Source organism: Streptomyces sp. NPDC058469 (genome assembly GCF_042721125.1).
GTDB lineage: Bacteria > Actinomycetota > Actinomycetes > Streptomycetales > Streptomycetaceae > Streptomyces.
In genome coordinates this window covers 1-25459 of the sequence record NZ_JBHXME010000158.1, presented here as the reverse complement: position 1 = coordinate 25459, position 25459 = coordinate 1, and the positions used below count along the sequence as shown (strand labels likewise).

The following is a 25459-nucleotide window of genomic DNA, read 5'->3' as shown; positions in this document are numbered from 1 at the left end:
CCCCGGCACCGAAGTGCCGGGGCGCCCGCCGCCCTCAATTCCCGATCCCCGTACGTCACCCGGTGCCGAAGGCCCCCGTGCTGTAGGCGCACTCCGTGTAGATGTAGCCCGACCTGAGCTTGGCCGTGTCCGAGGCCGGCGTCGCGGTGGAACTGTCGGGACGGTGCACGAAGTACGTCGTACCGGTCGGCAGACTGATCGTCTTCTGCGGGTAGCTCTTGCCGGAGCTGCACGGCTTGAACCCCTTCAGCAGGGTGGTGGTGAGGGAGTACGACGTGCAACTTCCGCAGCCCTTGAGCGTGAAGCTTCCGGTCACCGGCCCGGTGTACAGGACCGTGATGTCGTCCGGGCTGTCGTTCATGACGGTGACGGAGATGCTGCCGCCGGACGCACTCGTCGGCAGCTTCTTGCCCGCGGCCGGGACCGTCTGGGCCACCTCGGCGGCGATCGCGATCTTCTTGGCCCGGGCCCGGTTCTTGTCGTGCGTGTTCTTCTTCACGAAGTCGTTCATCGTGGTGAGCGCCGAGTCGAAGTCGCCGTCCTTGTACTGGAAGACACCGCACTGATAGGCACCGGAGTCGGCCTGGCTGCCGGCCCGTTGGGCATCCGCGCCGAGCGCGTCGGCCACGCCGCCCGCCTGTCCGCCCTGCAGGCTCCCGATCTGGGTGGAGAGGCTCTCCAACCCCTCGACGGCCGTGCACGGTTGGCTGCCGGACACGCCCTTCACCCCGTTGGTGACGGCCGACTTGACGGCCGGTTCGACCTGACCCGCCTGGGACGACTGCGGGAACGTGGCCAGCAGATCGCCGAAGTTCGTCGACCAGTCCGCGCGCTGGGCGGCCAGCCCGGTGGAGCCGCACTCGTACAGCGAGGTGGCCAGCCGGTCGTCCGGCCAGGTGGTCAGCGTGCCCAGTTCCTTCTTGCCGATGGTGCCGGGGACGGTCCGCAGATACTTCAACTGGGGTATCGCGTCACAGTAGTTCTTCTGCGCGTAGGCGCCGGCGACCGTCGTGTAGAAGGTCTTCAGCCGGTCGGGCACGCGATCGGCCGCCCGTGAACCGGAGTGTGCGGTGCTGAGGTCGTCGTACACGCCCAGCGCCTGGCGGTAGTGGGGTTCGGCCACCGAGAACGTCAACCTCCCCGAGTCCGCGACGAGTTGGTCGGCCGTCTCCAGCCGGTCGAGGAGCATCTGCTGGGTCGCCTCATCGCGGGCGCTGTCGTAGAGGACGACTCCCCCGGCGGGTACGGCGAGCAGGACCAGGCCCAGCACGACCGCGACCGGCGTGGGCGAGGGCCAGGCGAGGCGGGTGCGCAGGCCCACCAACGCGCCGTGGACGGCGGCCAGTACGAGGAACACGACGTACAGGGTGACGACGGTGCCCGAGACGCCGTCCGGGTCGGCGGGCAGGGCCACCAGCAGCAGCACGATGGTCGCGACCCAGCACGCGGCCATCAGCAGCCAGCGGCGCATCAGCGCGTAACCGAGCCCGAGTCCACTGAGGTTGAGGAGGCCGACCGCGACGGATCTGAGTCGGTCCGGCGGGGCGGGTGGTGGAGACGCCGGCATCGGTGGCACGACGAACCCCTGGACAGCCCCGTACTGATCCTCGGACATGATTCTCCCCCCGCTCAACGATGCCCCCGTTACCGTGACTTGTCAGTGTACGGTCGGGTTCATCGCCAGGACAGTGGGGTTTTTACCGGCCCTCCGCCGCGCAGCACGCGGGACAGTCCCAGCGCCGCCGTCCGCACCGCCGGGGCGAGTTGAGCGGGCCGGAAGCGGGTGCGCGGTACGGCGACCGAGAGCGCGGCGACCGCGGTGTCACCGGCGAACACCGGGGCCGCGATGCAGCTCACCTCCAGGGCCGCCTCCTGCTCCTCGTAGGAGAGGCCGGAGACCTGGATCTTCTCCAGGGTCATGCGCAGGCGGGCCGGGTCGGTGATCGAGTGCGGGGTGAGGCTGGGCAGCGGCCGGGACAGCACCTCTTCCGTCAACTCGGCGCCGGAGAAGGCCAGTAGGGCCTTGCCCACGGCCGTACAGGTCAGGGGCAGGCTGCCGCCGATGCGCGAAGGCAGCCGTAGGGCCTCGTGGCCGTGGATGCGTTCGAGGTAGACCACCTCCATGCCCTCGCGGACGCCGAGATGGATGGTCTCGCGGGTGGCCTCGAAGAGGTCCTGGAGGAAGGGCAGGGCCGTCTCGCGCAGATCGCGCCGGTGCGGCACCAGCGAGCCCAGTTCGAACAGCTTCGCACCGAGCAGATAGCGGGGGCCCGAGCGCTCCAGCCAGCCCAGCCGGACGAGGTCGGCGGCCAGCCGGTGGACGGTGGGCTTGGGCAGTCCGGTGTGCTCGGAAAGTTCCGACAGGCGGTACGGTCCGCCGCTCGGACTGAAGCAGTCGAGGATGAGCGCGGCTTTCTCCAGCATGCTGCCGCTCGCGTTGTTCCGTGTCACGGAACAAACATTGTCCCTTTGCCGGGATGCTGTCTATACCGAGGGGTGTACCCGCACCGCTCTCCCAGGAGGTAACCCGTGCCCACCGTGCCCGACGGCGCCCGTCCGGACGCCGTGTCCCCGGCCGTGGTCAAGGCCGCCGACCTGCTGGCGGAGGCCACCCGTACCGGGGTCGTCTGCCCGCCGGTGCGTGAGCTGCTGGCGGACGGCGATCTGGAGACCGCCTACGCCGTGCAGCAGCTGAACGTCCGGCGCGGTCTGGCCGCCGGCCGCCGGATCGTCGGCCGCAAGATCGGCCTGACCTCCCCTGCCGTCCAGCGTCAACTCGGCGTGGATCAGCCGGACTTCGGCGCGCTGTTCGCGGACATGGCGGTGCCGGACGGCGGCGAGGTGCCCGTGGGTCGGCTGCTCCAGCCAAAGGTGGAGGCGGAGGTCGCGCTGGTCCTCGGGCGGGACCTGCCGGAACGCGAGTGCACGATCGTCGACGTGCTGCGCGCGGTGGACTTCGCGCTGCCCGCGCTGGAGATCGTCGACAGCCGGGTGCGGAACTGGGACATCTCCCTCGTCGACACCGTCGCCGACAACGCCTCCTGCGGTCTGTACGTGCTGGGCGCGACGCCCGTACCGCTGACCGCCGTGGACCTGCGCACGGTGACGATGACCATGAGCCGGGGCGGCGAGACCGTCTCCGAAGGCACCGGCGCCGACTGTCTCGGCAGCCCCCTCACCGCCGCCGTCTGGCTCGCCTCGGCCCTCGCCGAGCGGGGCGATCCGCTGCGCGCCGGCGACCTCGTGCTGACCGGCGCCCTGGGCCCGATGACCCCGGCCGCCCCGGGCGACGCCTTCGAGGCCCACATCTCGGACCTGGGCTCCGTACGGGTCCGCTTCGCCGAGGAATCCAAGAAGGCCAAGGAAGGGGACCGTCAGTGAGCACGAAAGTCGCCATCATCGGCTCCGGCAACATAGGCACCGACCTCCTGATCAAGGTCCTGCGCCTGTCCGAGACCCTGGAGATCGCCGCGCTGGCCGGCATCGACCCGGACTCCGGCGGCCTGGCCCGCGCCCGCCGCCTGAAGGTCGCCACGACCCACGAGGGTGTCGAAGGACTGGTCGAACTGGACGAGTTCGCCGACGTCGACATCGTCTTCGACGCGACCTCGGCGGGCGCCCACCGCCACCACGAGGAGGTGCTGCGCCCGCTGGGCCGTACCCTCGTGGACCTCACCCCGGCCGCCCTCGGCCCGTACGTCGTCCCGCCGGTCAACGGCGACGCCCACCTCGACGCCCCGAACGTCAACATGGTCACCTGCGGCGGCCAGGCCACGATCCCGATCGTCGCCGCGGTGGGCGCGGTATCCCCGGTCCACTACGGCGAGATCGTCGCGTCCATCGCCTCACGCTCCGCGGGACCTGGCACCCGCGCGAACATCGACGAGTTCACCGAGACCACGTCCTCCGCCGTCGAGAAGGTCGGCGGCGCCGCACGCGGCAAGGCGATCATCGTCCTCAACCCGGCCGAACCTCCGCTGATCATGCGGGACACCGTGCACTGCCTCGTCTCCGACTGCGCGACCGAGGCCGTCACCGCGTCCGTCGAGGAGATGGTCGGCCGCGTCCAGGCGTACGTGCCCGGCTACCGGCTCAAACAGAAGGTCCAGTACGACACGGTGGCCGCCGACGACCCACTGCGCAGCCTCGCGCCGGGCGCGGGCGAACTGCTCAAGGTGTCGGTGTTCCTGGAGGTCGAGGGCGCCGCCCACTACCTCCCCGCCTACGCCGGAAACCTCGACATCATGACCTCGGCCGCCCTGCGCACCGCGGAACGCATGGCCGCCCGCACCGGCAAGGAGGCAGTCAAGTGAACCCGTCCCTCTACGTCCAGGACGTCACCCTCCGGGACGGCATGCACGCCGTACGGCACCGCTACACCGTCGGCCAGGCCCGCGCGATCGCCGCCGCCCTGGACAGCGCGGGCGTGGCCGCCATCGAGATCGCGCACGGCGACGGTCTGGCCGGCTCCAGCATCAACTACGGCGTCGGCGCCCACACCGACTGGGAGTGGATCGAGGCCGTCACCGACGTCGTACGGCAGTCGATCCCCACGACCCTGCTGCTGCCCGGCATCGGAACCGTCCACGACCTCAAGCAGGCCCATGCCCTGGGCATCCGCTCGGTGCGGGTCGCCACGCACTGCACCGAGGCCGACATCTCCGCCCAACACATCGCCGCCGCGCGGGAGTTGGGCATGGACGTGGCCGGGTTCCTGATGATGTCCCACATGGCCGAGCCCGCCGAACTCGCCCGCCAGGCCAAGCTCATGGAGTCCTACGGCGCCCACTGCGTCTATGTCACCGACTCCGGGGGCCGGTTGACGATGGACGGGGTCCGGGACCGCTTCCGCGCGTACCGCGAAGTCCTCGCCCCGGAGACCGAGTTGGGCATCCACGCCCACCACAACCTCGCACTCGGCGTGGCCAACACGGTCGTCGCGGTCGAGGGCGGCGCCCTCCGCGTCGACGCCTCCCTCGCGGGCCAGGGCGCGGGCGCGGGCAACTGTCCGCTGGAGGCGTTCGTCGCGGTCGCCGACCTGATGGGCTGGAAGCACGGCTGCGACCTGTTCCCCCTCATGGACGCGGCCGACGATCTCGTACGACCGCTGCAGGACCGCGAGGTACGGGTGGACCGCGAGACCCTCAGCCTCGGCTACGCGGGCGTCTACTCCAGCTTCCTGCGCCACGCCGAGACGGCGGCCGCCCGCTACGGCCTCGACACGCGCAGCATCCTGGTCGAGGCCGGGCGGCGGGCGATGGTCGGCGGCCAGGAGGACATGATCACGGACATCGCGCTGGATCTGGTCGCGCGTGCGGAGAGCACGGCCTGATCCGCGTCAGGGAGTGATGTCCATGCGCTGCGTGCCGATGACCGACAGCAGCCGCAGGGCGCTCTCGGACGGTGAGCCGGGGACCGTCGTGTAGATCACGACCCGCTGGTCGCGGTCGGCGATGTCGAGGACGTCGCAGTTGACGGTGACCGGGCCGACCATCGGGTGCTGGAAGGTCTTGCAGAAAGTGGGCGCGGCGGCCACGTCGTGGGAGTTCCACAGCTCGGTGAACTCCTCGCTCCCTGCGAGGAGTTCACCCACCAGCTCGGTCAGCTCCGGGTCGTCGGGGTAACGGGCCGCGGTGGCGCGCAGGTCGTGGGCGGCGAGGCGGGCGAACGCGTCGGTGTCCGACACTCCGTACAACCGTCGCCCCTGCGGATGCGGTCCGAGGAAGACGCGGCGCACGAGATTGCGGTCGCGGCGCGGCAGGGCCGAGAAGTCCTCCATGAGGGCTGCCGCGAGATCGTTCCAGGCGATCACCTCGTACGTCGCGGACACCACGAACGCGGCGGCCTGCGGCAGCCGGTGCACCAGGTCGAGGATGCTCTGCCGCACCTCGCGCGAGGGACCGGGCGGCGGGCCCGGCGGCACGCCCGCCAGGTGGTGGAGGTGGTCGCGCTCCGCGTCCGTCAGGCGCAGGGCGCGGGCCAGCCCGGCCAGTACCTCGCGCGACGGATGCGGGCCCCGCGCCTGCTCCAGCCGTGTGTAGTACTCGGTCGAGATGAACGCCAGTTGCGCCGCCTCCTCGCGGCGCAACCCCGGGGTACGGCGGCGCGGTCCCGCGGGCAGCCCCACATCGGCGGGGGTGATCCGCTCACGCCTGCTGCGCAGGAAGTCGCCCAGTTCTCGTCGATCCACTCCCCCAGTGTGTACGCGCTCCGGCCGGTCCAGCCAGGTACTGCCGGTGCCTGGATCAGCTCGACGCACCGGCGCAGGCTCGCTGCCATGACCAACACCTCCACTTCCCCCTCCCTCGGCCTGCTGTCCGGCAAGGTCGCCTTCGTCACCGGCGCCGGACGCGGCATCGGCGCGGCGGCGGCACGACTGTTCGCCCGCGAAGGCGCCCGGGTACTGCTCGCGGCCCGGACGGAGGCCCAACTGAAGACCGTCACCGAGGAGATCCGGGAGGCAGGCGGCACCGCGGACTACGTGGTGTGCGACCTGGCCGACGCGACCAGCGTGCGCACAGCCGTCGACCGGACCGTGGACCTGTACGGCCGGCTCGACGTGGCCTTCAACAACGGCGCCACGATCCAACGCCCCGGTCCGATGGACGAGTTGCCGGAGAGCGACTTCGACCACGTCTACGACGTGAACCTCAAGGGCGTCTGGCTCGCCATGGTCGCCCAGGTCGCCGCCATCCGGGCCACCGCGGGAACCGGCGCCATCGTCAACAACTCCTCCGTCGGCAGTCTGATGGGCAACCCCGAACTGCCCGCCTACGGCGCGATGAAGCGCGCGGTCAACAGCCTCACCGAGTCGGCTGCCATCACCTACGGCCCGGAGGGCATCCGCGTGAACGCCATCGCCCCCGGCAACACCCTCACCGAGATGATCAGGGCCTGGGAGGCGGAATCCCCCGGCCTCCAGGACCGCCTCACGGCGCACACCCCGCTGCGCCGCGCGGCCGACCCCGGCGAGATCGCCCAGGCGGCGGCCTGGCTGCTCAGTGACCGCGCCTCCTTCGTGACCGGCACGGTCCTGCGGGTCGACGGCGGCGCGCGGGCCTGACGGTCGGGCGGCTCGGCGATCCGCGAGACGGCCGGTTCAGACGGCCGGTTCAGACGGCCGGTTCAGACACCGGCTCCCGGCGGTTGTGGCGGCGGATGATCAGCCACGTTATCCAGCCGACGCCGATGATGAACCCGAAGCTGATGATCCGGTAGAGAACGACCGTGGCGATCGCGGTACTGGTCGCGACGCCACCCGTGACCAGCCCGAGGATCAGCGCGCTGTCGATGAGCCCGAGGCCTCCCGGGATGATCGTGAGGGTCCCGGCGGCCATGCCCGCGCAGAAGGCGAGCAGCAGTTGGGCGCTGCTGATCTGTGTGTCGCTGATGGCGTGGAAGCACAGCCACAGACAGCCCGCGTCGAGCAGCCAGTTGAGTACGGCGAAGACGGCGGCGGCGACCGCGTGCCGGGGTTCGAGCCGGGCGGTACGGAGTTGCTCGACGAAGCCGCGGATGCGGTCCAGGCCCTGGGTCTCGGGAAGGTGCCGCAGCCGGTTGACCCGGGCCAGCGCGGCGCGGGTGGCCGGTTCGACCTTCTCCGGGTGGCGGGTGATGCGCCGGATGCCGACGGTGAGCAGGAGCACGGCCAGGCCGAGGGTGACGAGGCTGTGCCACTGCAGGCTCCCGTCGGAGGCGATCGCGGAGATCGCGGTGACGACGGCCAGGGCCGCCGCGGAGAGCATGCCGGACAGCGCGATGCACCAGGAGGCGACGGCGGGGGTGGCTCCGAAGCGGCGCATCTGCTGGTAGTTGAAGTGGGTGGAGAAGGCCGGGCCGCCGGGCAGGGTGACGCTCAGCGAGTGGGCGGCGTAGGCGAGGGCGATGTGCCGTTGGATCGGCACGATCACCCCGGCCGAGCGCAGCAGCCGGCGTTGCATGCGCGCGTAGCAGCCCATGGCGGCCACTTCGGCGACGAGCGCGACGGCGAACCAGTTCAGCCGGGGTGCGCGCAGTTGCGACAGCGCGGCGGCCAACGACGGCCATCCCAGCACCAGTTCGGTGGTGAACAGCGCGAGCAGGACCGTGATCACCAGCGGCCGCAGCCAGTGTCGGGTGTGTCGGGGCGCGGCGTCGGCCGGTTCGGTGGCGGTGGTGTCCGGAGCGTGCACAGGCAGGACCGTCGATTTCGTGAAGTGAGCTTCAGCCGTCGGCGATGCCGGCACCGCTCAATGCGGGGACGGTGTTCTCCGAGCGGACGAGGGAGCGAGCACCGAGGCGGAACTGTTCCATTTTATGCACGATGGTCCGGCCGACCGGCGTGTGCCCCCAGATGCTGATGCCCTGGTGGCTGCCGGGCTCCCAGGTCGCCTCGTCGACGACGACGGGATTCCAGCCGACCTCCCACTCGAAGCCCGAGGGGGTGCGGGCGTAGTACGACAGTTCCTTGTCGTTGGTGTGCTGCCCGACTGACAGCGCCATGTCGAAGCCGAGTTCGCACACACGCTGGTAGCTCCGCGCGCGGTCGTCGAGCCCGGCCGCCTGGATGTTGAGGTGCTGGACGCGGGTACGGACCGGGTCGATGGGCAGCCCGCGCACACCGGCGATCGCGACGGAGTGGTGGCGCTCGTTGACCCGCAGGAAGCGGATCTTGAGCTTGACGCCGCTGATCGTCTCGTCGATGTAGTCCGTCAGCCGCGCGTCGAACACCGTGTTGAAGCAGCCCCGCAACTGGGTCGGCCTGGTGGACGTGATCGCGACATGCCCCATCCCGGAGTCGCCGGTGACGAATCCGGAGGCCGGCATGCGCAGCGGCTCCGCGGACCTCATGGGAGTGGTGTGGATCTCCTGGGTGATGCCCTTGGGCCCGGGAAAACGCACGAGCCGTTCGACTCCGCGCAGCGCGGCCTCCTCGGCGGTACCCGCGACGACCGGGACGCCGTGGGCGCGCACCCCAGGCCTCGATCCGCTCGAAGGCGGCATGGTCGTCGACATGCCAACCCGTCGCTACGACGTCCTCGGCCGGCCCGCGCCGCAACAGTAACCGGCGCTCCTGCTCGTCAAGACGGAACCGCATCAGCCCAGTGTCGAGCGCGTCATGGTGCATACCGATGGCGTCGGTACCGAAGCGGCGCCAGTCGGCGAAGCACTCGGTCTCGATGACGAGGTAGCCGAGGTGCACCGAGCCAAAGACGGAGGCGGTGTCGGAAGCGATGTCGACGGCGCTGGCGGATGCGCTGGATGCCCTCATCGCCCACCCGCCAGGAAGTCGGCGCACACCCGGTTGAACAGCTCGGCGCGCTCCCACTGCACCCAGTGCCCGGTGTTGGCCACCTGATAGAGGTCGCAGTTGGGCAGCCGCTCGGCCAACACGCGTCCGCCCTGGGGCCGGTTGACCTTGTCCGCCGCGCCCCACAGCACCAGGGTGGGCACGGGCAGCCGGGACAGCCGCCGGTCGCGGGTGAAGTCCATCTTCCAGAGCGTGCGCAGGGCGTCACGGCCGGACGGTCGCCGCAGCGGCGGGGCCGCGACCACCTCGGGGTCGACGCTGGCCGCGTAGCGCGCGTCGATGACGGCGTCCGGCACTTCCGCCGCGTTGAAGACGAGATAGGTGCGGATGAACTTCTCCAGCTTCAGCCGCGAAGGCCCGTCCCCTGAGTAGTAGTTGAGCAGGCTGTTGAGCCCGGGGGTGGGCAGGGCACGGGTGGTTCCGATGCCACCGGGTCCCATCAGCACCATGCGGTCGACCCGCTCGGGTGGGTCCAGGGCCAGCCGGAGCGCGCAGGCACCGCCGTAGGAGTTCCCGACCAAGTGGGCCTTGTTCAGCCCCAGTTGGTCCATCACCCCACGGATGCCGTCGGCCAGGTACCCGAAGGGGTCGGCGCCGTCGATGCCCTTGGTGCTGCGGCCGTAGCCGGGCAGGTCGGGCACGATGACCCGGTACTCCTTGGCCAACTCCTCAATGTTGCGGAAGTAGTTGGAGACACCGGAGGCGCCGGGCCCGCCGCCGTGGAGCAGCAGTACCGCCGGCCCCTCCCCCTACTCCGCTACGAAGATCTCCTTGCCCGCGATGTCGAGCAGCGACTCTCGCATCGGGGGCGGTGAGGCGGGCGCGGTCATGATGGATTCCTCACTGCGTGATCGGGACGGTCGTACGCGATGTCGGGGTGAATCCGGCCGGGGGCGGCAGGAGTTGGGCCCCGGCGCGGGCGGCGGCGTAGACATACGCGTCCGGGCGCAGCGCGAGAGTGGCCGCCCGGTGCTTGCTCAGCCAGGGCAGCAGCACACCGTCGCTGTCGACGAGGGTGCCCTCGGCGGGACGGGATCCGACAGGTGTGACGGTCAGCGCGGGAACGCCCAGGCGGTCCCGGGCGGGTTGGGGCACGGGCGGTCCGGCGTGCAGGAGCAGCCAACGGCCGCCGAGTACGTCGTCCAGTCGTACGCGCTCCCCGTCCGGGCCGGTCACCCAGGGCTGCGGGATCTGATGCCCGGAGGCCTTGGTGCGCGGGCGGCCCTGGAGGCCGTCGGCGTAGTGGGCGACGGGTATCCAGTTCGAGTCCTGCAGCCACCTGCTGAAGCCGCGGATCCGGTTGAGCGGACGCAGTAACGCATCACGCAACTGGGCCACAACAGGCCGCCGTTCGGTGATGACCCGGCCGACGAACACCGCCCGTCTGGTCACCTCCTTGACGTGCGGCTTGCGTTCGGCCTCGTAGGAATCGAGGGCTGTGTCGGGCAGTTCGCCGCGCAGTACGGCGGCCAGTTTCCAGCACAGGTTGGCCGCGTCGCGTACGCCGGCGGCCATGCCCTGGCCGATCCACGGCGGCATCGCGTGGGCGGCGTCACCGGCGAGGAAGACGCGGCCCACGCGGAAGCGGGCGGCGAAGCGCACATGCTGGCTGTATACGGTGGCCCGCAGGACCTGGACGTCGTCCCGGCCGATCCCGTATCGGGACACCAGCTCGTACACCGCGTCGTCGGTGGTCAGTCGGCGTTCGTCGTCGCCCGGGAGGATCGGGAACTCCCAGCGGTGATGGCCCAGCGGCGTCGGGCAGTCCACGGCGGGCCGGGCCGGATCGCAGCGGCGCAGCCGGTCGTGGTCCGGCCACGGCTTGAGCATCTCGGTGTCGATGACGACCCAACGGTCCTCGTACGTCCGCCCCTCGTAGCCCACGTTGAGCTGCGCGCGGGTGAGGCTGGAGCCGCCGTCGGCGGCGATGACGTAGGAGGCGCGCAGGCGTCGTACGGAATCGTCGACGGTCGCGATCACTGTCAACTCGACGCCGTCCGGGCCCTGTTGGATCCGCAGGCACTCGTGGCGGAGCAGGATCTCCACCTTCGGGTAGCGGTCGACGCCGTCACGCAGGACCCGTTCCAGGGCCGGCTGGTAGATGAACATCTGTGGCGGGTGGCCGTGGCCGCGCGAGGTCGGGAGTGCGGTGAGAGGCGGGCGGGAGGAGGTGCTGGTGGACGTCGATGCGGTACGGGGCTGGCATGTTCTCTCGCTTCCTCATATTCGGGCTGTCGACCAACGGGCGCTGGGTGTCGAGGAGTTCGGTCGGTTCAGGTCCCAACCGCGGGGCGTTCAGGCGGAGTCGGCGTGCTCCGGGTCGCGGCTGGGCTCCGTCGCCTGCGACTGCTGCGGCTCGGGCGTCGCGGTGGTGCGGCGGCCGGGCAGGACCGCGAGGACGATCAGCGTGCCGGCGGCCATGATGATCCCGCCGACCAGGCTGGTCTGCGCGACACCGTGGGCGAAGGCCTCCTGCACGGCGTCCACCAGGGCCTGTGCCTGCCGCGGTCCGGCGGAGGGCGTCTTCGCGATCTGCTGGGCGACCGCCAGGCCGCCGCCGACCGAGTCCTTGGCGGTGTCCAGCGCGGCGGCGGGGAGGTGCCCGCCGACCAGGCCGGTCAGCTTGTCCTTGTAGGTGGTGCCCAGCAGCGAGCCCAGGATGGCGATACCGAGGGAACCGCCCAGTTCCAGCGCGGTGTCGTTGGCGCCGCCGCCGACGCCCAGCTCGTTCTCCGGGAAGGAGCCCATGATCGTGTCAGTGGCCGGGGAGACGCTCAGCCCGATCGCGAAGCCGAGCAGCAGCAGCGTGGGCAGGAAGTCGCCGTAGGTGGAGGTCTTGTCCACCTGGGTGAGCAGGAGGACGCCGACGGTGCCGAGCACCATGCCGGTCACCACCATCGGCTTCATGCCCAGCTTGGGGGTCAGCCGCCCGGTGACCGCGGCGCCGAGGAACACGGCACCGGCCAGCGGCAGCAGGCGCACGCCCGTCTCCAGCGCGTTGTAGCCGAGGACGAACTGCAGGAACTGCGTGGCGTAGTAGATCGCGCCGAAGGTGCCGAAGAAGAAGAACAGGACCGCCGTCATCGAGCCGCTGAAGGATCGCTGAGCGAACTTGCGGACATCGAGCATGGGGTGCGGGTGACGCAACTCCCAGGCCACGAAGGCGGGCAGGCCGACAGCCGCGACGACGGCCGCGGTGACCGGACCCGCGCCCCAGCCGAAGTGCGGGCCCTCGATGATCGCGTAGACCAGGCTGCCGACCGAGACGATCGAGAGCAGACCGCCCACGTAGTCGATGCGGCCCATCCCGTCCGCCTTGGACGGCGGTACGAGAACCAGGGCGCCGACCACAGCGGCGAGGGCGATGGGGACGTTGATCAGGAACGTGGAACCCCAGGCGTGGTCCTCCAGCAGCCAGCCCGCGACCAGCGGGCCGACAGCGATGGCCAGGCCCGAGGTCGCGGTCCAGGCCGTGATGGCCCGCGCCCGCTCGCGCTTGGGGAAGATCGCGACCAGCAGGGACAGCGTGGCCGGCATGACCACCGCCGCGCCCACGCCCATGACCGCGCGGGCCGCGATGACCAGTCCGGTCTCGTGCACCAGGCTGCCCATCACCGATCCGCCGGCGAAGACCACCAGGCCGGTGAGGAGCGCGCCGCGACGGCTGTACTTGTCGCCGATCGAGCCCAGCACGAGCATCAGCGCGGCGTACGGGACGGTGTAGCCGTCGATGACCCACTGCAGATCACTGCTGCTCAGGCCCAGGTCAGTAGTCATGTCGGGGGCGGCCACGATCAGCGAGGTGTTCGCCATGACCACGATCAGCAGGCTCAGACAGAGCACGATCAGGGCAGGCCGGCGCCGCGTGTACGGCCCGGTCATCTTGTCGACGGGTGTGGTGGCGAAGAGTGGCATCGGAGGCTCCTGGACGACATTAATTGCTCACTGATGTGCAGACTATTTTATTGCCCATCGATGTGCAACTATGCCGAGACGGACCAGACCCTCCAGGAGGTGTCGACGTGACCGGCCGCACCAGCGCCAAGGCCCGGGCCACCCGCACCCGCATCCTGGAAGCGGCCCGGCGGGAACTGGGCCGCGACCCCGACAGCAGCCTCGGTGACATCGCCGAGGCCGCGGGCCTGGCGCGGCGCACCCTCTACGAGCACTTCGCCGGTCGGGGCGCGCTCGTCCACGGCCTCGCGGCGGACGCCGGGGAGGCGGTACGGCGTGCGAGCACCGTCGCCCGGACGCCGATGCCGGATCCCGTGACCTCCCTGGCCCGCCTCGTCCTCACACTCTGGTCGGTCGGCGACCGCTACCGCACCCTCATCGCCCTCGCCCACCGCGACCTCGGCCCCGACCGGGTCGACGAGCTCCTCGGCCCGGCCCGTGACACGGTCGCCGCGATCCTCGGCCAGGGCCAGCGGCAGGGCGTCTTCCACACCGCCGTCCCGCCGGGCCCGCTCAGCAGAGCCCTGGAGGCACAGCTGCTGGCGCTGCTCGACAGCGTCAACTCCGGCCTCTGGACCGACGACGGCACAGCCGCCGTCACGGCGGCCCTCATCACCGCGGGCGTCGGACCCGGCCTCGCGGCCACCACGGTTCACCGCCTGCGCCCAACCCGTTGAAGGAGACCCATGCACCCGTACGACTACGCCGACGCCACGTTCCCCGCGTACGAACCCGGTGACGCACGCCCGCCCCGGAGGAACCGGCGACCGGTCGTCATCGCCGTCGGCTCGCTGCTCGCGCTGCTCCTCGTGCCCGTCGCCCTCGACCGTTTCGCGACGGCGCGGGTGGAGTCCCGTACGGCCGAGGCGTTCCAGGAGGGCATGCGCACCCCCTCGGCGCCGGAGGTCCACGTGCGGGGCTTCCCCGTGCTGACTCAGCTCGCCGCCGGCACCCTGCGGCACGTGGACATCACCGCGCACGACATACCGGCGAGCGATACCACCGGCCCGCTTCCGGTGAGTGAACTCTCCCTACGGCTCGCGGAGTTGAGGAAATCCGACGACGACACGGAGGCGCTGGCCCGCTCGGCGGAGGCGACCGCCCTGCTCTCCTACCCGGACATGTCCGACGCGCTGGGGCTGGAGATCTCCCGGGGCTCCCGTCCCGACCAGGTCCGCGCGAGCGTCCTCCTGCCCACCGGCGACGACGTCACCGTGGCGGCGACCGTCTCGGTGCTGTCCGGCAACCGCATCGCCTTCAAGGACTTCCAGGTCACGGGCGGGCTGCTGCCCGAGGTGGGGCGAGTGGCACTCGGCGAGGTCTTCGAGCGGCCGGTCCGGCTGCGGAACATCCCTCAGGGCCTGCGGCTGCGCTCGGTCACCACGACGGAGAGCGGGCTCAGTGCCCGACTGTCGGGCGAGTCGGTCACCTTCCGGTCCTCCGATGACGGCTCGCGGAACGACGAGGTGCGGGACTCGGTGCGGGATTGGGTGCCGGGCGACTCGTCGTACGGGTACGCCTGAGGCTCAGCCGTCCGCGACGGTCTCGTCCACCGACGCGACCTCATCCGCTGATGCGACCTCGTCCACCACGACACGCGCCTGCTTCTCCGGCACACCGGCCGCGATGAGCGAAGCGACCGCCGCATGGGTACCGTCGTCCTCCAGTTCCCCGGAGTTGACCTCTTCGAGCAGGGCGATCGACATGGCTTCGAGTCCGGCGCTCAGCACGGCGGCCGGCAGTTGGGTGTGGAAGACGCCGTCGCGCTGGCCGCGGTCCAGGATGGTGGTGGCCGCGCTGCGGGCCGGTGACAGGATCTCGGTGACGCGCCCCACGCCCAGGTCCCTCCGGGCCAGCGCCAGGAGAAGCCGGTAGCGGTCGCCCACGGTCCACATCGACAGCACGAAGCGCGCGTACGACCGGTCGGCCGACTCCGCCCCCGCACCGGACGGCGCCGGATCGGCGGGCAGCGCTGCCCGCAGGGCCTCCGACGCCTCCTCGGCCAGCGCTTCGAGCAGCGCCTCCCGGCCGGGGAAATGCCCGAACAGGGTGCGTCGTACGACGCCGGACGCGCGGGCGAGTTCCTCCAGGGTGATGTCCGGGTTCCGGCCGAGTTCCCGGCGGGCCGTGGCCAGGATGCGTTCCCGGTTGGAGCGCGCGTTGCTTCGCTGGGGGACTCTGGCCGGGGGCTTGGTCACGGACAACCTCGGTGAAGTGCGGGAGCTACGGAGCGGGGGGCGAGCGGTACGTCCAGTCTGGCACGCGCCCCCGACTCCACGGCGGCGCGGCACCGCGGGCGCCGGCCGGCCTCCCTGCCGTCCCCGGCCAAGGACACGGCTCCGACATGTACCGCGGACAGGGGCTCCGCCCGCCGTCCGTCAGTAGTAGGCGCGAAGGTAGCGGTCGAGCCGGGACCGGGCCTTGTCCACGCTCAGCCCGAGCGCCTTGCCGAGTGTCTCGCCCGGCACGTCGTCGGCCTGCGCCCCGTACGCCGCTTCCTTGCCGACCCGGGCGGCCATGCGCTCCAGGATGGCCACCGCCTTCAGCGCGGCCACCGGTGCCGTGTCCGAGAGTGCGTCCAGCCGTGCCTCCAACTGCTCCATCAGCTCGGAGAGTTCCTCCGGCAACGGGACCGTCCGGCGTTCGACCGCGTGGATGTGTTCCCACCAGTCGTCGTACGCGTCGGAGGTGTCCAGGTCGTCCAGGTCGTGGTCCTCGACCTGGTCCCAGTCGATGGGATGGCTCTCCCCGCGCCAACCGCACGCGCAGGAAGCCCGCCAGCCGGCCGCCTTCGGCCGGCCCATCCACCCGTTGTAGGCCCACCACTCACGCGTCTCGAAGCCACAACTACCGCTGCCCACATCCAGATACACGGACTTCGGCTCACTGCCGTCGGCGAGGACCGCCCCCACGATGCCCTCGTGGGACTCCCCGAACTCCTCACTCCGCCACGCCACAACTCCCCCTTCCGGCAACCCCGCGACGGCCGGGTGAGCACCTGAGGCGCCGGCCCGGCACAGTACGAGAGTGCCGCAGAACGGACATCCGGGGAGGGTGAAGACACCCAACAGCCCGGTTTGTTGGGCCGGAACGTCCCGTCAGGCGACCGCGGGGTCGAGCAGACCCGCGCGAAGGCGCTGGAGCATACGGCTGATGAGCCGGGACACGTGCATCTGGGAGATGCCGAGTTCCTCGCCGATCTCGGCCTGCGTGCGCTCCTCGACGAAGCGCATGTGGATGATCTTCCGCTCGCGCTCGTCGAGTTGGGCGATCAGAGGGGCCAAGGAGCTGAGGTCGTCGACCAGTTCGAGCCCCGGGTCCTCCTCGCCGATGACATCGGCCAGCACGGTCTCGCCCTCGGCGCCCGCGTCGGAGCTGAGCGCCGCGTCGAGCGAGGAGGAGGTGTAGCCGTTGGACGCCTTGCGGGCCTCGATGACCTCTTCCTCGGAGAGGCACATCAGCTCGGACAGCTCACGCGTGGTGGGCGTACGGCCGAGGCGGGACCGCAGTTCCTCGGTCGCCTTGGCCAACTCGACGCGGGCCTCCTGCAGTCGGCGCGGCACGTGGACGGCCCAACTGGTGTCGCGGAAGAAGCGCTTGATCTCGCCGACGATGTAAGGAACGGCGAACGACGTGAACTCCACCTGCCGCGAGAGCTCGAACCGGTCGATCGCCTTGATGAGTCCGATCGTGCCGACCTGGACGATGTCCTCCATCTCGTTGTTGCTACGGCTGCGGAAGCGCGCGGCCGCGTAGCGCACGAGGGAGAGGTTCATCTCGATCAGGGTGTTGCGCACGTACTGGAACTCGTGGGTGCCCTCCTCCAGCGAGGTCAGCCGGTCGAAGAACTGGCGCGACAGCTCACGCGCGTCCCTCGGGCTCACCTTCGACGGCTCCGCGATCAGCGGAAGCGCCTCCCCGATCACCGGGAGCGTCTCCCCGGCCGTCATCCGCCGTCCTGCCGTGGCCGGTGCCTCCGCTGCCGTCACGGCTGCCATAACGCCCACCCCATTCGTCCGAAGGAACTGCCGACAAGAGCCCCCTGCCCCGCTTCTCGCGGCTCACTCCCCCTCAACCGGCCAAATTCGGGGCGCGCACCTCGTTTCCCACGAACGTGGTGACCAGTAAGCCGCGTTCAGGCGCCCTTGCGTCCGACGCCCGCGTAGACCCAGTACTCCGACGGGTTCTCCGGGATCTCGTCCTCCGGGTCCGGGCGCCACAGGGGGACGTAGGTCAGGCCGGGCGTGACGAGGTCGAAGCCGTCGAACAGGCCGAGGATCTCGTCGTAGGAGCGGGCGGTGACGGGCGAAGTGGCCCTGGAGCTGTACAGCTTGCCCACGGCCGCCGCGGTGTCCGGGCGGTCCTCGTTGGTGGCGTGGCTCATGGCCAGCCAGCTGCCGTCGGGCAGTTCGTCGCGGAAGGCGGCGACGATGCCGGCCGGGTCCTCAGCGGGCGTGACGAAGTGCAGGATCGTGATCATCAGTACGGCGACGGGCTGATCGAAGTCGATCAACTTCCGTACCCGCGGGACGGACAGGACGTCGGCCGGCCTCCGGATGTCGCCGTCGACGATGTCCGCGTCCGGGTTGTCGGCGAGGAGGGAGGTGCTGTGGGCGACGGCCACCGGGTCGTTGTCCACGTAGACCACGCGGGCTCCGGGGCTGGCTGCCTGCGCGACCTCGTGGACGTTGCCCTGGGTGGGGATGCCCGAGCCGAGGTCGATGAACTGCCGTACGCCGGACTCGACAAGGAAGCGCACGGCCCGGCCGAGGAAGTCGCGGTTGGCGCGGGCCAGGGTGCGCACCTGGGGGTCGATCGCCGTGAAGGCCGCCAACGCCTCGCGGTCTATGGCGAAATTGTGTTCACCGCCCAGCATCGCGTCGTACATTCGGGCGACGCTCGCTTTGTGAGGATCGATCCCCTGCGGCAGACCTCCACTGTCCGTCACCACAACTCCCTTTCGCCCGAAGATCTTTGACGCGTCATCATATAGTTGCCGCCGAAAGCACGGCAGACCGCTTGCCCCACGCCACGCGGCCGGTCCCCCACCCGGAAAGGCACGACCCTGCGGAACGAACCGCGCAGTCACCACGGTGACGCACCCCCTGCCGGGCCCCCACGCCGCAGGCAGGCCTTCGCTCCCGCCGCGGACGTGATCGGCTCGGAGCTCGACCTGCGGCTGACCGGCAGCCATGTCGTGCACGCGCTGACGCCCGGGTTCTGCGACGCGGCGTCGGTGTACCTGCTGGAGCGGTGGGTTCTTGAGGAGAACGCGTATCCCGCCGTGGATCCGCCCCAGATCGAGGCGCGTCGGCTGGCACTGCGGGTGGGTACGGAGGCGCCCGAGAGCTGGGACGGTGTGCTGCCGGTCGGCGAGGTGGTCGTCTTTCCGCGCGAGACCCCGTACGCGCGGGCCCTCGCCAGCGGTCACACGCAGTTGCTCGACGCGGTGGACAAGCACACCTCCGAGCGACTGCTGGCCTCCGCGGGCGGGGACGCGCAGCGCATAGACGACCTGCTGGGGACGGCGTCCTTCCTCGTCGTGCCGCTCCAACTGCGGGGCGCCACCGTCGGGTTCATCGCCTGCACGCGCGGACCGGACCGGGATAAGTTCCTGCCCGGTGAGGCCGTGGCCGTGGAGTCGCTGGCGGCGCGGGCCAGTGTCGCCCTGGACAACGCGCGCCGCTACGAACGCGAGCGCCGCACCGCGCTGGCCATCCGCAACAGCCTGCTCCCGGACCCGGCCCAGGCGTTCCACGGCTGCCGCATCGCGCACGGCTATCTTCCGGCCGGTCAGGGCAACATCATCGGCGGCGACTGGTTCGACGTACTGCCCCGCCCCGGCGGCCGGGTCGGTCTGGTCGTCGGCGACGCGATGGGCCACGGCCCCGAGTCCGCCGTAGCCATGATCCAGCTGCGTACGGCCGTGCGCACCCTGGCCCGGCTCGACATGGAACCGGCCGAACTCATGCGCCGACTCGACGAGTTGGCCTACGACACTCCGGGTGCGTCGTTCGCGACCTGTATCTACGCCGAGTGGGACGCCAAGGCGCACTCGTGCACGCTGGTCGGCGCCGGCCACCCGCCTCCACTGCTGCGCGGCCCGGGCGGACCGGCCGTACCGGTGACGCTCGCCAGCGCGGGGCTGCCGCTGGGGCTCGGCACGGGCAACTACGAGGCCACGGTACTGACCATCGACGAACCGGCCCTGCTCCTGCTGTACAGCGACGGGCTGGTCGAGTCGCGGCACGCCGACATCGACCAGGAGATCGCCGGTCTGGCCCGGGCCCTCGACACCGCTGCCGCCGAGCCCACGCCGGCCGGTGGAGAGGAGGGGTTCCCCTCGCTGTGCGAGCGGTTGCTGCGGGCCCCGTCCGCGACGCCCGGGGCGGACGACCGCACGCTGCTGCTGGCCGAGTTGACGCCCGCGACCACCTGAACAGGCCGCGGGCGTCCTCGCCCCCTCCACGTGTCCGGCGTCAGTAGCCGGTGGACAGTGTGGCCCACACGGCTTTTCCGCCGGTGAGCGACGACCGGTCGACCCCCCAGGTGTCCGCGAGCGCCTGCACGATGAACAGTCCGCGTCCGCTCTCGTCGTCGGGGCACGGCTCGCAGCGGGTGAGGTTGCTGCCCGTGTAGTCGTGGTCGTGGACCTCGATGCGCAGACTACGGTCGGTGACGAGCCCGATACCGCACAGGAGTCTCGCGCTGGGTGTGTGGCACACCCCGTTGGTGGCCAACTCGGAGATGAGCAGCACCGCGTCGTCGCGTACCGCTTCGGGCAGGCTCCACTTGGCGAGTTGCGCGCCCATGGCGTGCCGGGCGACCCGGACGCCTGAGCGGTGCGCCGGTAGTTCCAGCCAGTGCGCCAGGTCCGGGCTGACGACGTCTAAGAGCTGCGGGGAGGGAGTCGTGTGGGGGGACACGGTGGTTCGCCTTCCATCGGGGGCGGGCGCAGGCGGGAGACGCACAGCATCAGCAACCGGCCTGCCGGAGTTGGGGTGTTCCAGCGGGAGGCCCGGATCGCTCACACAAGTAACTATGCCCATAGCTCAGTTCAAGCTGCAACCGACTCCCTGATAATTTCAGAACGTCGGTTTCCGTCTGGCGGCATCAGCAAGTCGCTGTCAGACTAATGCCGGTGACAGTCCCTCAGGAGGTTGGGCGTGAGCGAAGCTCGTTCGGGCACCGGCGCCGGTGCACCCACTGTTCTCCGCATGATCCTCGGCCGGCGGCTGCAGGAGCGGCGACAGGGTGCGGGCGTGTCCCTGGAGAACGCCGCCAGGGCCCTGCGGGTGACCTCCCTGACCATCCGCCGTCTGGAGAAGGCCGAGGTCGGCCTCAAACCGCTCTACGTCGAGAAGCTGCTGGAGACCTACGGCGCCGACCGTCAGGAGATCGAGGAGTTCGTCGCCCTCGCGGACCGCGCCAACGAGCCCGGCTGGTGGCACGCCTACCGCGATGTGCTGCCCGGCTGGTTCACCGCCTATGTGAGCCTGGAGACCGGCGCCAAGACCCTGCGTACCTATGAGCCGCACTACGTCACGGGACTCCTGCAGACGTACGACTACGCGCGAGGCGTGCTGAGTGGCGGCTTCCCGAACGACAACGACGAAGACCTCGAACGGCGGGTGCAGTTACGTCTGCGCCGCCAGAGTCTGCTGGAGAGGCCGGACTCGCCCACGCTGTGGGCGGTGCTGGAAGAAGCCGTGCTCCACCGGGTGGTGGGCGGTCCCGCGGTCATGCGGGACCAGATAGACCGGCTCCTCGAGGTTTCGGAACTGGACCACGTCAGTGTCGACATCGTCCCGTTCTCGGCGGGTGCCCACGTCGGGGCGTGCGCACCCTTCACCTATTTCCGGTTCCAGGAACCGGAGCTGCCCGACGTCGTCTACAGCGAGATCCTCTCCGCCTCCATGTACCTGGACCAGCGATCCGATGTCGTGGCCCATCTGGAAGCGCACAACAGGATGTCGCTGCTGACCTCGTCCGCGGACAGCAAGGCGCTCTTGAACCGCATGCGCAAGGAGTACTCATGACCACCACGGACGGCAAGGTCTACAACGGGATGCCCGCGTCGAACCTCGGCGAGCAGGGCTGGGAGTGCCCCTGGAGCGGTCCCAACGGGGGACAGTGCGTGGAGACGAAGCAACTGGCCGACGGGCGCATCGCGTTGCGCCAGTCGACCGATCCCGCCGGACCCGCGCTGATCTACACGCCCCAGGAGATGGCCGCGTTCGTCGACGGGGTCAAGCGGGGCCTGGCCGACCATCTGATGGCCGGCTGAACCAGACCACGGGCGTGAGGGATTGGGAGCCGGCCCGGCTGCGATCTGCCCGAGACGCCGATGCACACCACTTGAGAGGGAGAGCATGACCAACCCCCACGCCGCGCGGGACATCGACACCAGCAGGCCGCACTCCGCCCGCATGTACGACTACTACCTGGGCGGCAAGGACCACTTCGAGGTCGACAAGCAGGCGGCCGAGGCGGTCGCGGGCGTCTACCCTGGCGTCTTCGTCGCCGGCCGTGAGAACCGCGGGTTCATGCACCGGGCCACCCGGGTCCTCGCCCGGGAGCACGGCATCCGCCAGTGGCTCGACATCGGCACGGGCATCCCCACCGAGCCGAACCTGCACCAGGTCGCCCAGTCCGTGGTGCCCGAGGCCCGGGTGGTCTACGCCGACAACGACCCCCTGGTCCTCAAGTACGCCGAGCGCCTGATGCGCAGCACCCGACAGGGCCGTACCGCGTACGTCCAGGCGGACGTCAACGACCCCGATACGCTGCTCAACTCGCCCGAAGTGGCCGACATACTGGACTTCGACAGGCCGATCGCGCTGTCCCTCAACGCGCTCCTGCACTTCGTCACCGACGACCAGGACCCGTACGGGCTCGTGGCCCGTCTGCTCTCGGTCCTTCCTTCGGGCAGCGCCCTGGCCATCAGCCACTGCACCCCCGACTTCGACCCCGAGACCTGGGCGAAGGTCACAGCGATCTACGACGAGGCCGGGACACCGGTGAAGGTCCGCACGCGGGACGAGGTCGCGCGCTTCTTCACCGGGCTCGACCTGCTCGACCCGGGCATCGCCGTGGGGTACCGCTGGCGTCCCGACCCCGTGACCGAGGAGTGGCCCGAGGACCAGGCGCCCACGGACGCCAAGGTCAGCCTGTGGACCGGGGTGGGCATCAAGCCGTAGACCCGTCGCGGGACGCCAACGACGTTACGTGCGGGAAACCTTGACGATGGCGGTGCCGGATGCCACGATTCCGGCGCCGCCATGTTTGCGTAAACATCACCAGGGACGCCCGACCGACAGATCCGGGCGGCGTTCCGATCGCAGCATGTTTACGTAAACACCGCGTCACGGCCGGTGGAGGAGGGGGGACAGGAGGCTCCCGGCGAGCAGGGCCCACCGTGCCCGTACTCCCCCCACCACCACCGAACCCACCGGGACTTGGGACGACGAGCCGACGTCATCCGTCCCGCCCGGTACCTGTTCCGACGGCCGCTCAGCCGCGCGCAGGCCTCACCATGCGCGGAGTCGCCATTCCTGAAAGGGCAAGTCGATGCGCACCATCCCCGCCAGAACCCGTCTGCGGGCCACCTTCGTGGCCGTCGCGATCGCCGCGGTCACCGGCACCACGCTGGCAGGCAGCCCCGCCTCCGCCGCGCCGAGCACGAACACGTCCCAGTTCAAGGGCGTCAACTGGGCCGACCCGCGCGACAATTACGCCGACGACCCGGTCGTCCTGTCCGGCCTGTCGCTCACCGACACCTACGCCCAGACGTACGCCAAGGCGACCCGGGTGATCGCGGCGTTCCGCGCCAACCTCGGCGCCAACACGGTGCGGCTGCCCATCAACCCGTACACGGTGAACGGCAGTTACTGGAAGTCCTACCGCGGGGTCATCGACGCGGCGACGGCGCAGGGGTTCAAGGTCATCGTCTCGTACTGGGAGGGGACGGGCGCCAACAAGGACGGCTTCATCGACGACCCCGCCACGTACTGGCCCATGTGGAACACCGTGGTCAAGGCATACCAGCACAACCAGCGGGTCTACTTCGAGCCGATGAACGAGCCCCACGGCTACACCGACGCCGAGTGGGCCGACCTCGCCGCCAAGTGGCTGGACACCTACCGCTCGGTGCCGCGCAACCGCGTGTTCGTCAGCGGCGCCGGCTACAACGACCACGTCACGACGGTCTGCGCCGACCCGCGCCTGAAGGGCACGTATCTCTCGCTGCACCACTACGGGTTCTGGAAGGACTACGCCACCTACGACCAGTGGGTGAGCGACCTCAAGGAGCGCCTCGGCGACTGCGCGAACCGCACCGTGGCCGACGAGTTCGGCGCCCCGATGACCACGGGCCTGAACTACAACGTGCCGACTCCCGCCGACAACTCCGTCAACTTCATCCAGGCCGACACCGACACCTTCCGCAAGCTCGGCATGGGCTCGGTGTACTGGCCCGGCCTGCGCACCGACGACACGTACTCGATCCAGAAGCTCATCGGCGACGCGGCCCGCCCCTGGCTGGTCACCACCAACCAGTCCGGCGCCGACCGCCTGGCCTGGTCCTGGGGCCGCGGCAAGCCCGTGAAGTCCTGAACCGGTGTCCTGATCCGGTGCACTGATCCAACGCCCTGATCCGTGTCTCCCGTGCGACGGGGGCACGGATCAGGGCGCGTTGGGCACTGGCTTCGGCGGCGGTCAGGCGTCTCCCGCCTTGACTCCGGCAATCTGACGCATTTCCGAGATCTTGCCGTCAGTGATGGAGAAGATCGCCATCACACGGAATTCCTGCCGGCCAGTGTCTCCGATCCGGGAGCCGTACTGCACATACCTGGAGTCGGGAGACGAAGTCGTCATCGAGTACGACATCCTGATCCGCGGGCGACATCATGAAGGCGCCGCGGACGATTCCACCTCTTCGTATTGCCGGGGATAGATCCCGAAGTGCTTCCGCAGCTCCTCGACACCGGCCGCCTTGACTTGACCGCAGGTGATGATGCGTCCGTCGTCTGCACAGAATCGGTGAATTTCATCGAGAGTGCCGCGATTCTCTTCGTCACACAGACCGGATAGCCACGTGTACATGCCGTGGAAGAAATCCCGATAGCGCACAGCCGCGACCATGACCGGGGATGATCCTTTCGCATCCAAGTCGCCTTGGTCGCCGACCAAGACCGCACCGCACCCCTTGACCGCCACACAAGGGACTCCTCTCGGGTTTGACATCTTGGTCACTGACCAAGTTCACTGGTCATATTGGTCACTGAACAAGAGCATGTACCCAGGAGGAAAATCATGGCGAAGACATGGTTCATCACCGGCGCCTCGAAGGGATTCGGCCGGGAGTGGGCGGAAGCCGCGCTCGAACGGGGCGACCGGGTCGCCGCGACCAGCCGTTCCGACTCCGCCTTCGACGCCCTGGTCGAGAAGTACGGCGACGCGATCCTGCCGCTGAGCGTCGACGTCGCCGACCGCGCGGCCGCGTTCGAGGCCGTGCACCGGGCCATCGACACGTTCGGCGAGCTTGACGTCGTCATCAACAACGCGGGCTACGGCCTGTTCGGCATGGTCGAGGAAGTGACCGAGCAGCAGGCCCGCGACCAGATCGAGATCAACGTCTTCGGGGCGCTCTGGGTCACCCAGGCGGCACTCCCCCACCTCCGCGCCCGCGGGTCCGGCCACATCATCCAAGTGTCGACCATCGGCGGCGTCACCTCACTTCCCGGACTCGGCATCTACCACGCGTCCAAGTTCGCCCTGGAAGGCTTCACCGCGAGTCTCGCCGCCGAGGTGAAGGGCTTCGGCATCAAGGTCACCCTGGTCGAGCCGGCCGGGTACGCCACCGAATGGGCGGGGCCCTCCGCGGTGCAGACCGAGCACCTTCCGGCCTACGACGATTTCCGTGCGGCCATGTCGGGGATTTCCTCCCGGCGCGGCGACCCGAGCGCGACGCGCGCGGCGATTCTCACCGTGGTCGACGCGGAACAGCCGCCGCTGCGGATCTTCTTCGGTCAAGGCCCGCTGGAAAGGATCACGAAGGAGTACCAGGCGCGGCTCGACGAGTGGCGGAACTGGGACGAGGTGTCAAAAAAGGCGTTCTGATGGCTCTTCACAATCCAGGGTGTAGTCGCGGCCTGTGAGAACACGTGTCGGTGGCCTGTGCCAGAGTCGCCTACAACCCCCAGCCGATCGGACAGA

The 25459-nt window shown here is 70.0% G+C and carries 24 protein-coding genes and 2 pseudogenes; 12 read left to right on the top strand and 14 right to left on the bottom strand.

All coding sequences use genetic code 11. The features are described 5' to 3' along the window. Positions 1 to 55: 55 nt before the first annotated feature. Both ACFWP5_RS42200 and ACFWP5_RS42195 read right to left on the bottom strand, forming a co-directional pair. On the bottom strand, positions 56 to 1615 hold the full coding sequence (locus tag ACFWP5_RS42200) for a hypothetical protein (protein ID WP_384169698.1): 1560 nt from the start codon (positions 1613 to 1615) through the stop codon (positions 56 to 58). 59 nt (positions 1616 to 1674) lie between these two features. After that, positions 1675 to 2424 (bottom strand): IclR family transcriptional regulator, encoded by a 750-nt coding sequence (locus ACFWP5_RS42195; RefSeq protein WP_384169704.1) that lies wholly within the window; start codon positions 2422 to 2424, stop codon positions 1675 to 1677. Between the two features lie 105 nt (positions 2425 to 2529). Between ACFWP5_RS42195 and mhpD the strand changes: the two genes are divergently transcribed. From mhpD to dmpG, 3 genes are read left to right on the top strand one after another with little or no spacing between them, the layout of a single operon-like run. Beyond that, complete coding sequence (mhpD, locus tag ACFWP5_RS42190; protein ID WP_384169696.1) at positions 2530 to 3381, top strand: 2-keto-4-pentenoate hydratase; 852 nt, start codon at positions 2530 to 2532, stop codon at positions 3379 to 3381. Next, positions 3378 to 4313: an acetaldehyde dehydrogenase (acetylating) gene (locus ACFWP5_RS42185; protein WP_384169694.1), complete on the top strand. Its 936-nt coding sequence runs from the start codon at positions 3378 to 3380 to the stop codon at positions 4311 to 4313. Before mhpD ends, ACFWP5_RS42185 begins: the two co-directional genes overlap by 4 nt. After that, the gene (dmpG, locus tag ACFWP5_RS42180; RefSeq protein ID WP_384169692.1) at positions 4310 to 5332 is read left to right on the top strand and encodes a 4-hydroxy-2-oxovalerate aldolase; all 1023 of its coding nucleotides are present in this window, start codon (positions 4310 to 4312) and stop codon (positions 5330 to 5332) included. Before ACFWP5_RS42185 ends, dmpG begins: the two co-directional genes overlap by 4 nt. 6 nt (positions 5333 to 5338) lie before the next feature. On the opposite strand, the gene ACFWP5_RS42175 is transcribed toward dmpG, so the two are convergent. Beyond that, positions 5339 to 6190: a helix-turn-helix transcriptional regulator gene (locus ACFWP5_RS42175; protein ID WP_384169689.1), complete on the bottom strand. Its 852-nt coding sequence runs from the start codon at positions 6188 to 6190 to the stop codon at positions 5339 to 5341. A gap of 87 nt (positions 6191 to 6277) precedes the next feature. On the opposite strand from ACFWP5_RS42175, the gene ACFWP5_RS42170 reads away from it, so the two are divergent. After that, positions 6278 to 7063 carry an SDR family NAD(P)-dependent oxidoreductase gene (locus tag ACFWP5_RS42170; protein WP_384169687.1) on the top strand — a complete coding sequence of 262 codons (786 nt, stop codon included), beginning with the start codon at positions 6278 to 6280 and terminating at the stop codon, positions 7061 to 7063. A gap of 49 nt (positions 7064 to 7112) precedes the next feature. On the opposite strand, the gene ACFWP5_RS42165 is transcribed toward ACFWP5_RS42170, so the two are convergent. The 5 genes and pseudogenes from ACFWP5_RS42165 to ACFWP5_RS42145 form a co-directional block, all read right to left on the bottom strand. Then, entirely contained in the window at positions 7113 to 8171 is a 1059-nt protein-coding gene (locus ACFWP5_RS42165; RefSeq protein WP_384169685.1) for a YbhN family protein, read from the bottom strand. Positions 8172 to 8202: 31 nt separating this feature from the next. After that, a pseudogene (locus tag ACFWP5_RS42160) lies at positions 8203 to 9250 on the bottom strand (VOC family protein). Continuing rightward, positions 9247 to 10020 (bottom strand): alpha/beta fold hydrolase, encoded by a 774-nt coding sequence (locus tag ACFWP5_RS42155; RefSeq protein ID WP_384169702.1) that lies wholly within the window; start codon positions 10018 to 10020, stop codon positions 9247 to 9249. The pseudogene ACFWP5_RS42160 and the gene ACFWP5_RS42155 overlap by 4 nt, the downstream one beginning before the upstream one ends. A gap of 109 nt (positions 10021 to 10129) precedes the next feature. Next, positions 10130 to 11443, bottom strand: a pseudogene (locus ACFWP5_RS42150) (FAD-dependent monooxygenase); the annotation flags it as partial. Positions 11444 to 11584: 141 nt separating this feature from the next. Then, the gene (locus ACFWP5_RS42145; protein WP_384169683.1) at positions 11585 to 13204 is read right to left on the bottom strand and encodes an MFS transporter; all 1620 of its coding nucleotides are present in this window, start codon (positions 13202 to 13204) and stop codon (positions 11585 to 11587) included. 107 nt (positions 13205 to 13311) lie between these two features. On the opposite strand from ACFWP5_RS42145, the gene ACFWP5_RS42140 reads away from it, so the two are divergent. Next, the gene (locus tag ACFWP5_RS42140; RefSeq protein ID WP_384169681.1) at positions 13312 to 13920 is read left to right on the top strand and encodes a TetR/AcrR family transcriptional regulator; all 609 of its coding nucleotides are present in this window, start codon (positions 13312 to 13314) and stop codon (positions 13918 to 13920) included. A gap of 9 nt (positions 13921 to 13929) precedes the next feature. Continuing rightward, entirely contained in the window at positions 13930 to 14766 is an 837-nt protein-coding gene (locus ACFWP5_RS42135; RefSeq protein ID WP_384169679.1) for a DUF2993 domain-containing protein, read from the top strand. A gap of 3 nt (positions 14767 to 14769) precedes the next feature. On the opposite strand, the gene ACFWP5_RS42130 is transcribed toward ACFWP5_RS42135, so the two are convergent. The 4 genes from ACFWP5_RS42130 to ACFWP5_RS42115 form a co-directional block, all read right to left on the bottom strand. Next, positions 14770 to 15441 carry a TetR family transcriptional regulator gene (locus tag ACFWP5_RS42130; protein WP_384169677.1) on the bottom strand — a complete coding sequence of 224 codons (672 nt, stop codon included), beginning with the start codon at positions 15439 to 15441 and terminating at the stop codon, positions 14770 to 14772. A 180-nt stretch (positions 15442 to 15621) separates the two neighbouring features. Then, positions 15622 to 16200 carry a hypothetical protein gene (locus ACFWP5_RS42125; protein WP_384169675.1) on the bottom strand — a complete coding sequence of 193 codons (579 nt, stop codon included), beginning with the start codon at positions 16198 to 16200 and terminating at the stop codon, positions 15622 to 15624. 141 nt (positions 16201 to 16341) lie between these two features. Beyond that, positions 16342 to 17193 carry a SigB/SigF/SigG family RNA polymerase sigma factor gene (locus ACFWP5_RS42120; protein ID WP_384169700.1) on the bottom strand — a complete coding sequence of 284 codons (852 nt, stop codon included), beginning with the start codon at positions 17191 to 17193 and terminating at the stop codon, positions 16342 to 16344. A 185-nt stretch (positions 17194 to 17378) separates the two neighbouring features. Beyond that, positions 17379 to 18191, bottom strand: a complete 813-nt coding sequence (locus ACFWP5_RS42115; RefSeq protein WP_384169673.1) for an SAM-dependent methyltransferase — start codon at positions 18189 to 18191, stop codon at positions 17379 to 17381. Between the two features lie 204 nt (positions 18192 to 18395). On the opposite strand from ACFWP5_RS42115, the gene ACFWP5_RS42110 reads away from it, so the two are divergent. Beyond that, positions 18396 to 19682 (top strand): PP2C family protein-serine/threonine phosphatase, encoded by a 1287-nt coding sequence (locus tag ACFWP5_RS42110; protein WP_384169671.1) that lies wholly within the window; start codon positions 18396 to 18398, stop codon positions 19680 to 19682. Positions 19683 to 19722: 40 nt separating this feature from the next. On the opposite strand, the gene ACFWP5_RS42105 is transcribed toward ACFWP5_RS42110, so the two are convergent. Continuing rightward, entirely contained in the window at positions 19723 to 20169 is a 447-nt protein-coding gene (locus tag ACFWP5_RS42105; protein WP_384169669.1) for an ATP-binding protein, read from the bottom strand. A 240-nt stretch (positions 20170 to 20409) separates the two neighbouring features. On the opposite strand from ACFWP5_RS42105, the gene ACFWP5_RS42100 reads away from it, so the two are divergent. The 4 genes from ACFWP5_RS42100 (at position 20410) to ACFWP5_RS42085 (ending at position 23857) form a co-directional block, all read left to right on the top strand. Further along, positions 20410 to 21282, top strand: a complete 873-nt coding sequence (locus ACFWP5_RS42100) for a helix-turn-helix domain-containing protein (protein ID WP_384169667.1) — start codon at positions 20410 to 20412, stop codon at positions 21280 to 21282. Next, complete coding sequence (locus ACFWP5_RS42095) at positions 21279 to 21530, top strand: DUF397 domain-containing protein (RefSeq protein WP_266879120.1); 252 nt, start codon at positions 21279 to 21281, stop codon at positions 21528 to 21530. Before ACFWP5_RS42100 ends, ACFWP5_RS42095 begins: the two co-directional genes overlap by 4 nt. An 85-nt stretch (positions 21531 to 21615) precedes the next feature. Then, complete coding sequence (locus tag ACFWP5_RS42090; RefSeq protein ID WP_384169665.1) at positions 21616 to 22443, top strand: SAM-dependent methyltransferase; 828 nt, start codon at positions 21616 to 21618, stop codon at positions 22441 to 22443. 370 nt (positions 22444 to 22813) lie between these two features. Then, positions 22814 to 23857 (top strand): glycoside hydrolase family 5 protein, encoded by a 1044-nt coding sequence (locus ACFWP5_RS42085; RefSeq protein WP_384169663.1) that lies wholly within the window; start codon positions 22814 to 22816, stop codon positions 23855 to 23857. Positions 23858 to 24148: 291 nt separating this feature from the next. Here the strand turns inward: ACFWP5_RS42085 and ACFWP5_RS42080 are convergent, their stop codons facing one another. Next, positions 24149 to 24460, bottom strand: coding sequence for a hypothetical protein (locus ACFWP5_RS42080; protein ID WP_384169661.1), 312 nt, complete (start codon positions 24458 to 24460; stop codon positions 24149 to 24151). 96 nt (positions 24461 to 24556) lie between these two features. Here ACFWP5_RS42080 and ACFWP5_RS42075 point away from each other — a divergent pair, with 96 nt between their 5' ends. Next, positions 24557 to 25363 carry an SDR family NAD(P)-dependent oxidoreductase gene (locus ACFWP5_RS42075; protein WP_384169659.1) on the top strand — a complete coding sequence of 269 codons (807 nt, stop codon included), beginning with the start codon at positions 24557 to 24559 and terminating at the stop codon, positions 25361 to 25363. The last annotated feature ends 96 nt before the right edge of the window (positions 25364 to 25459 follow it).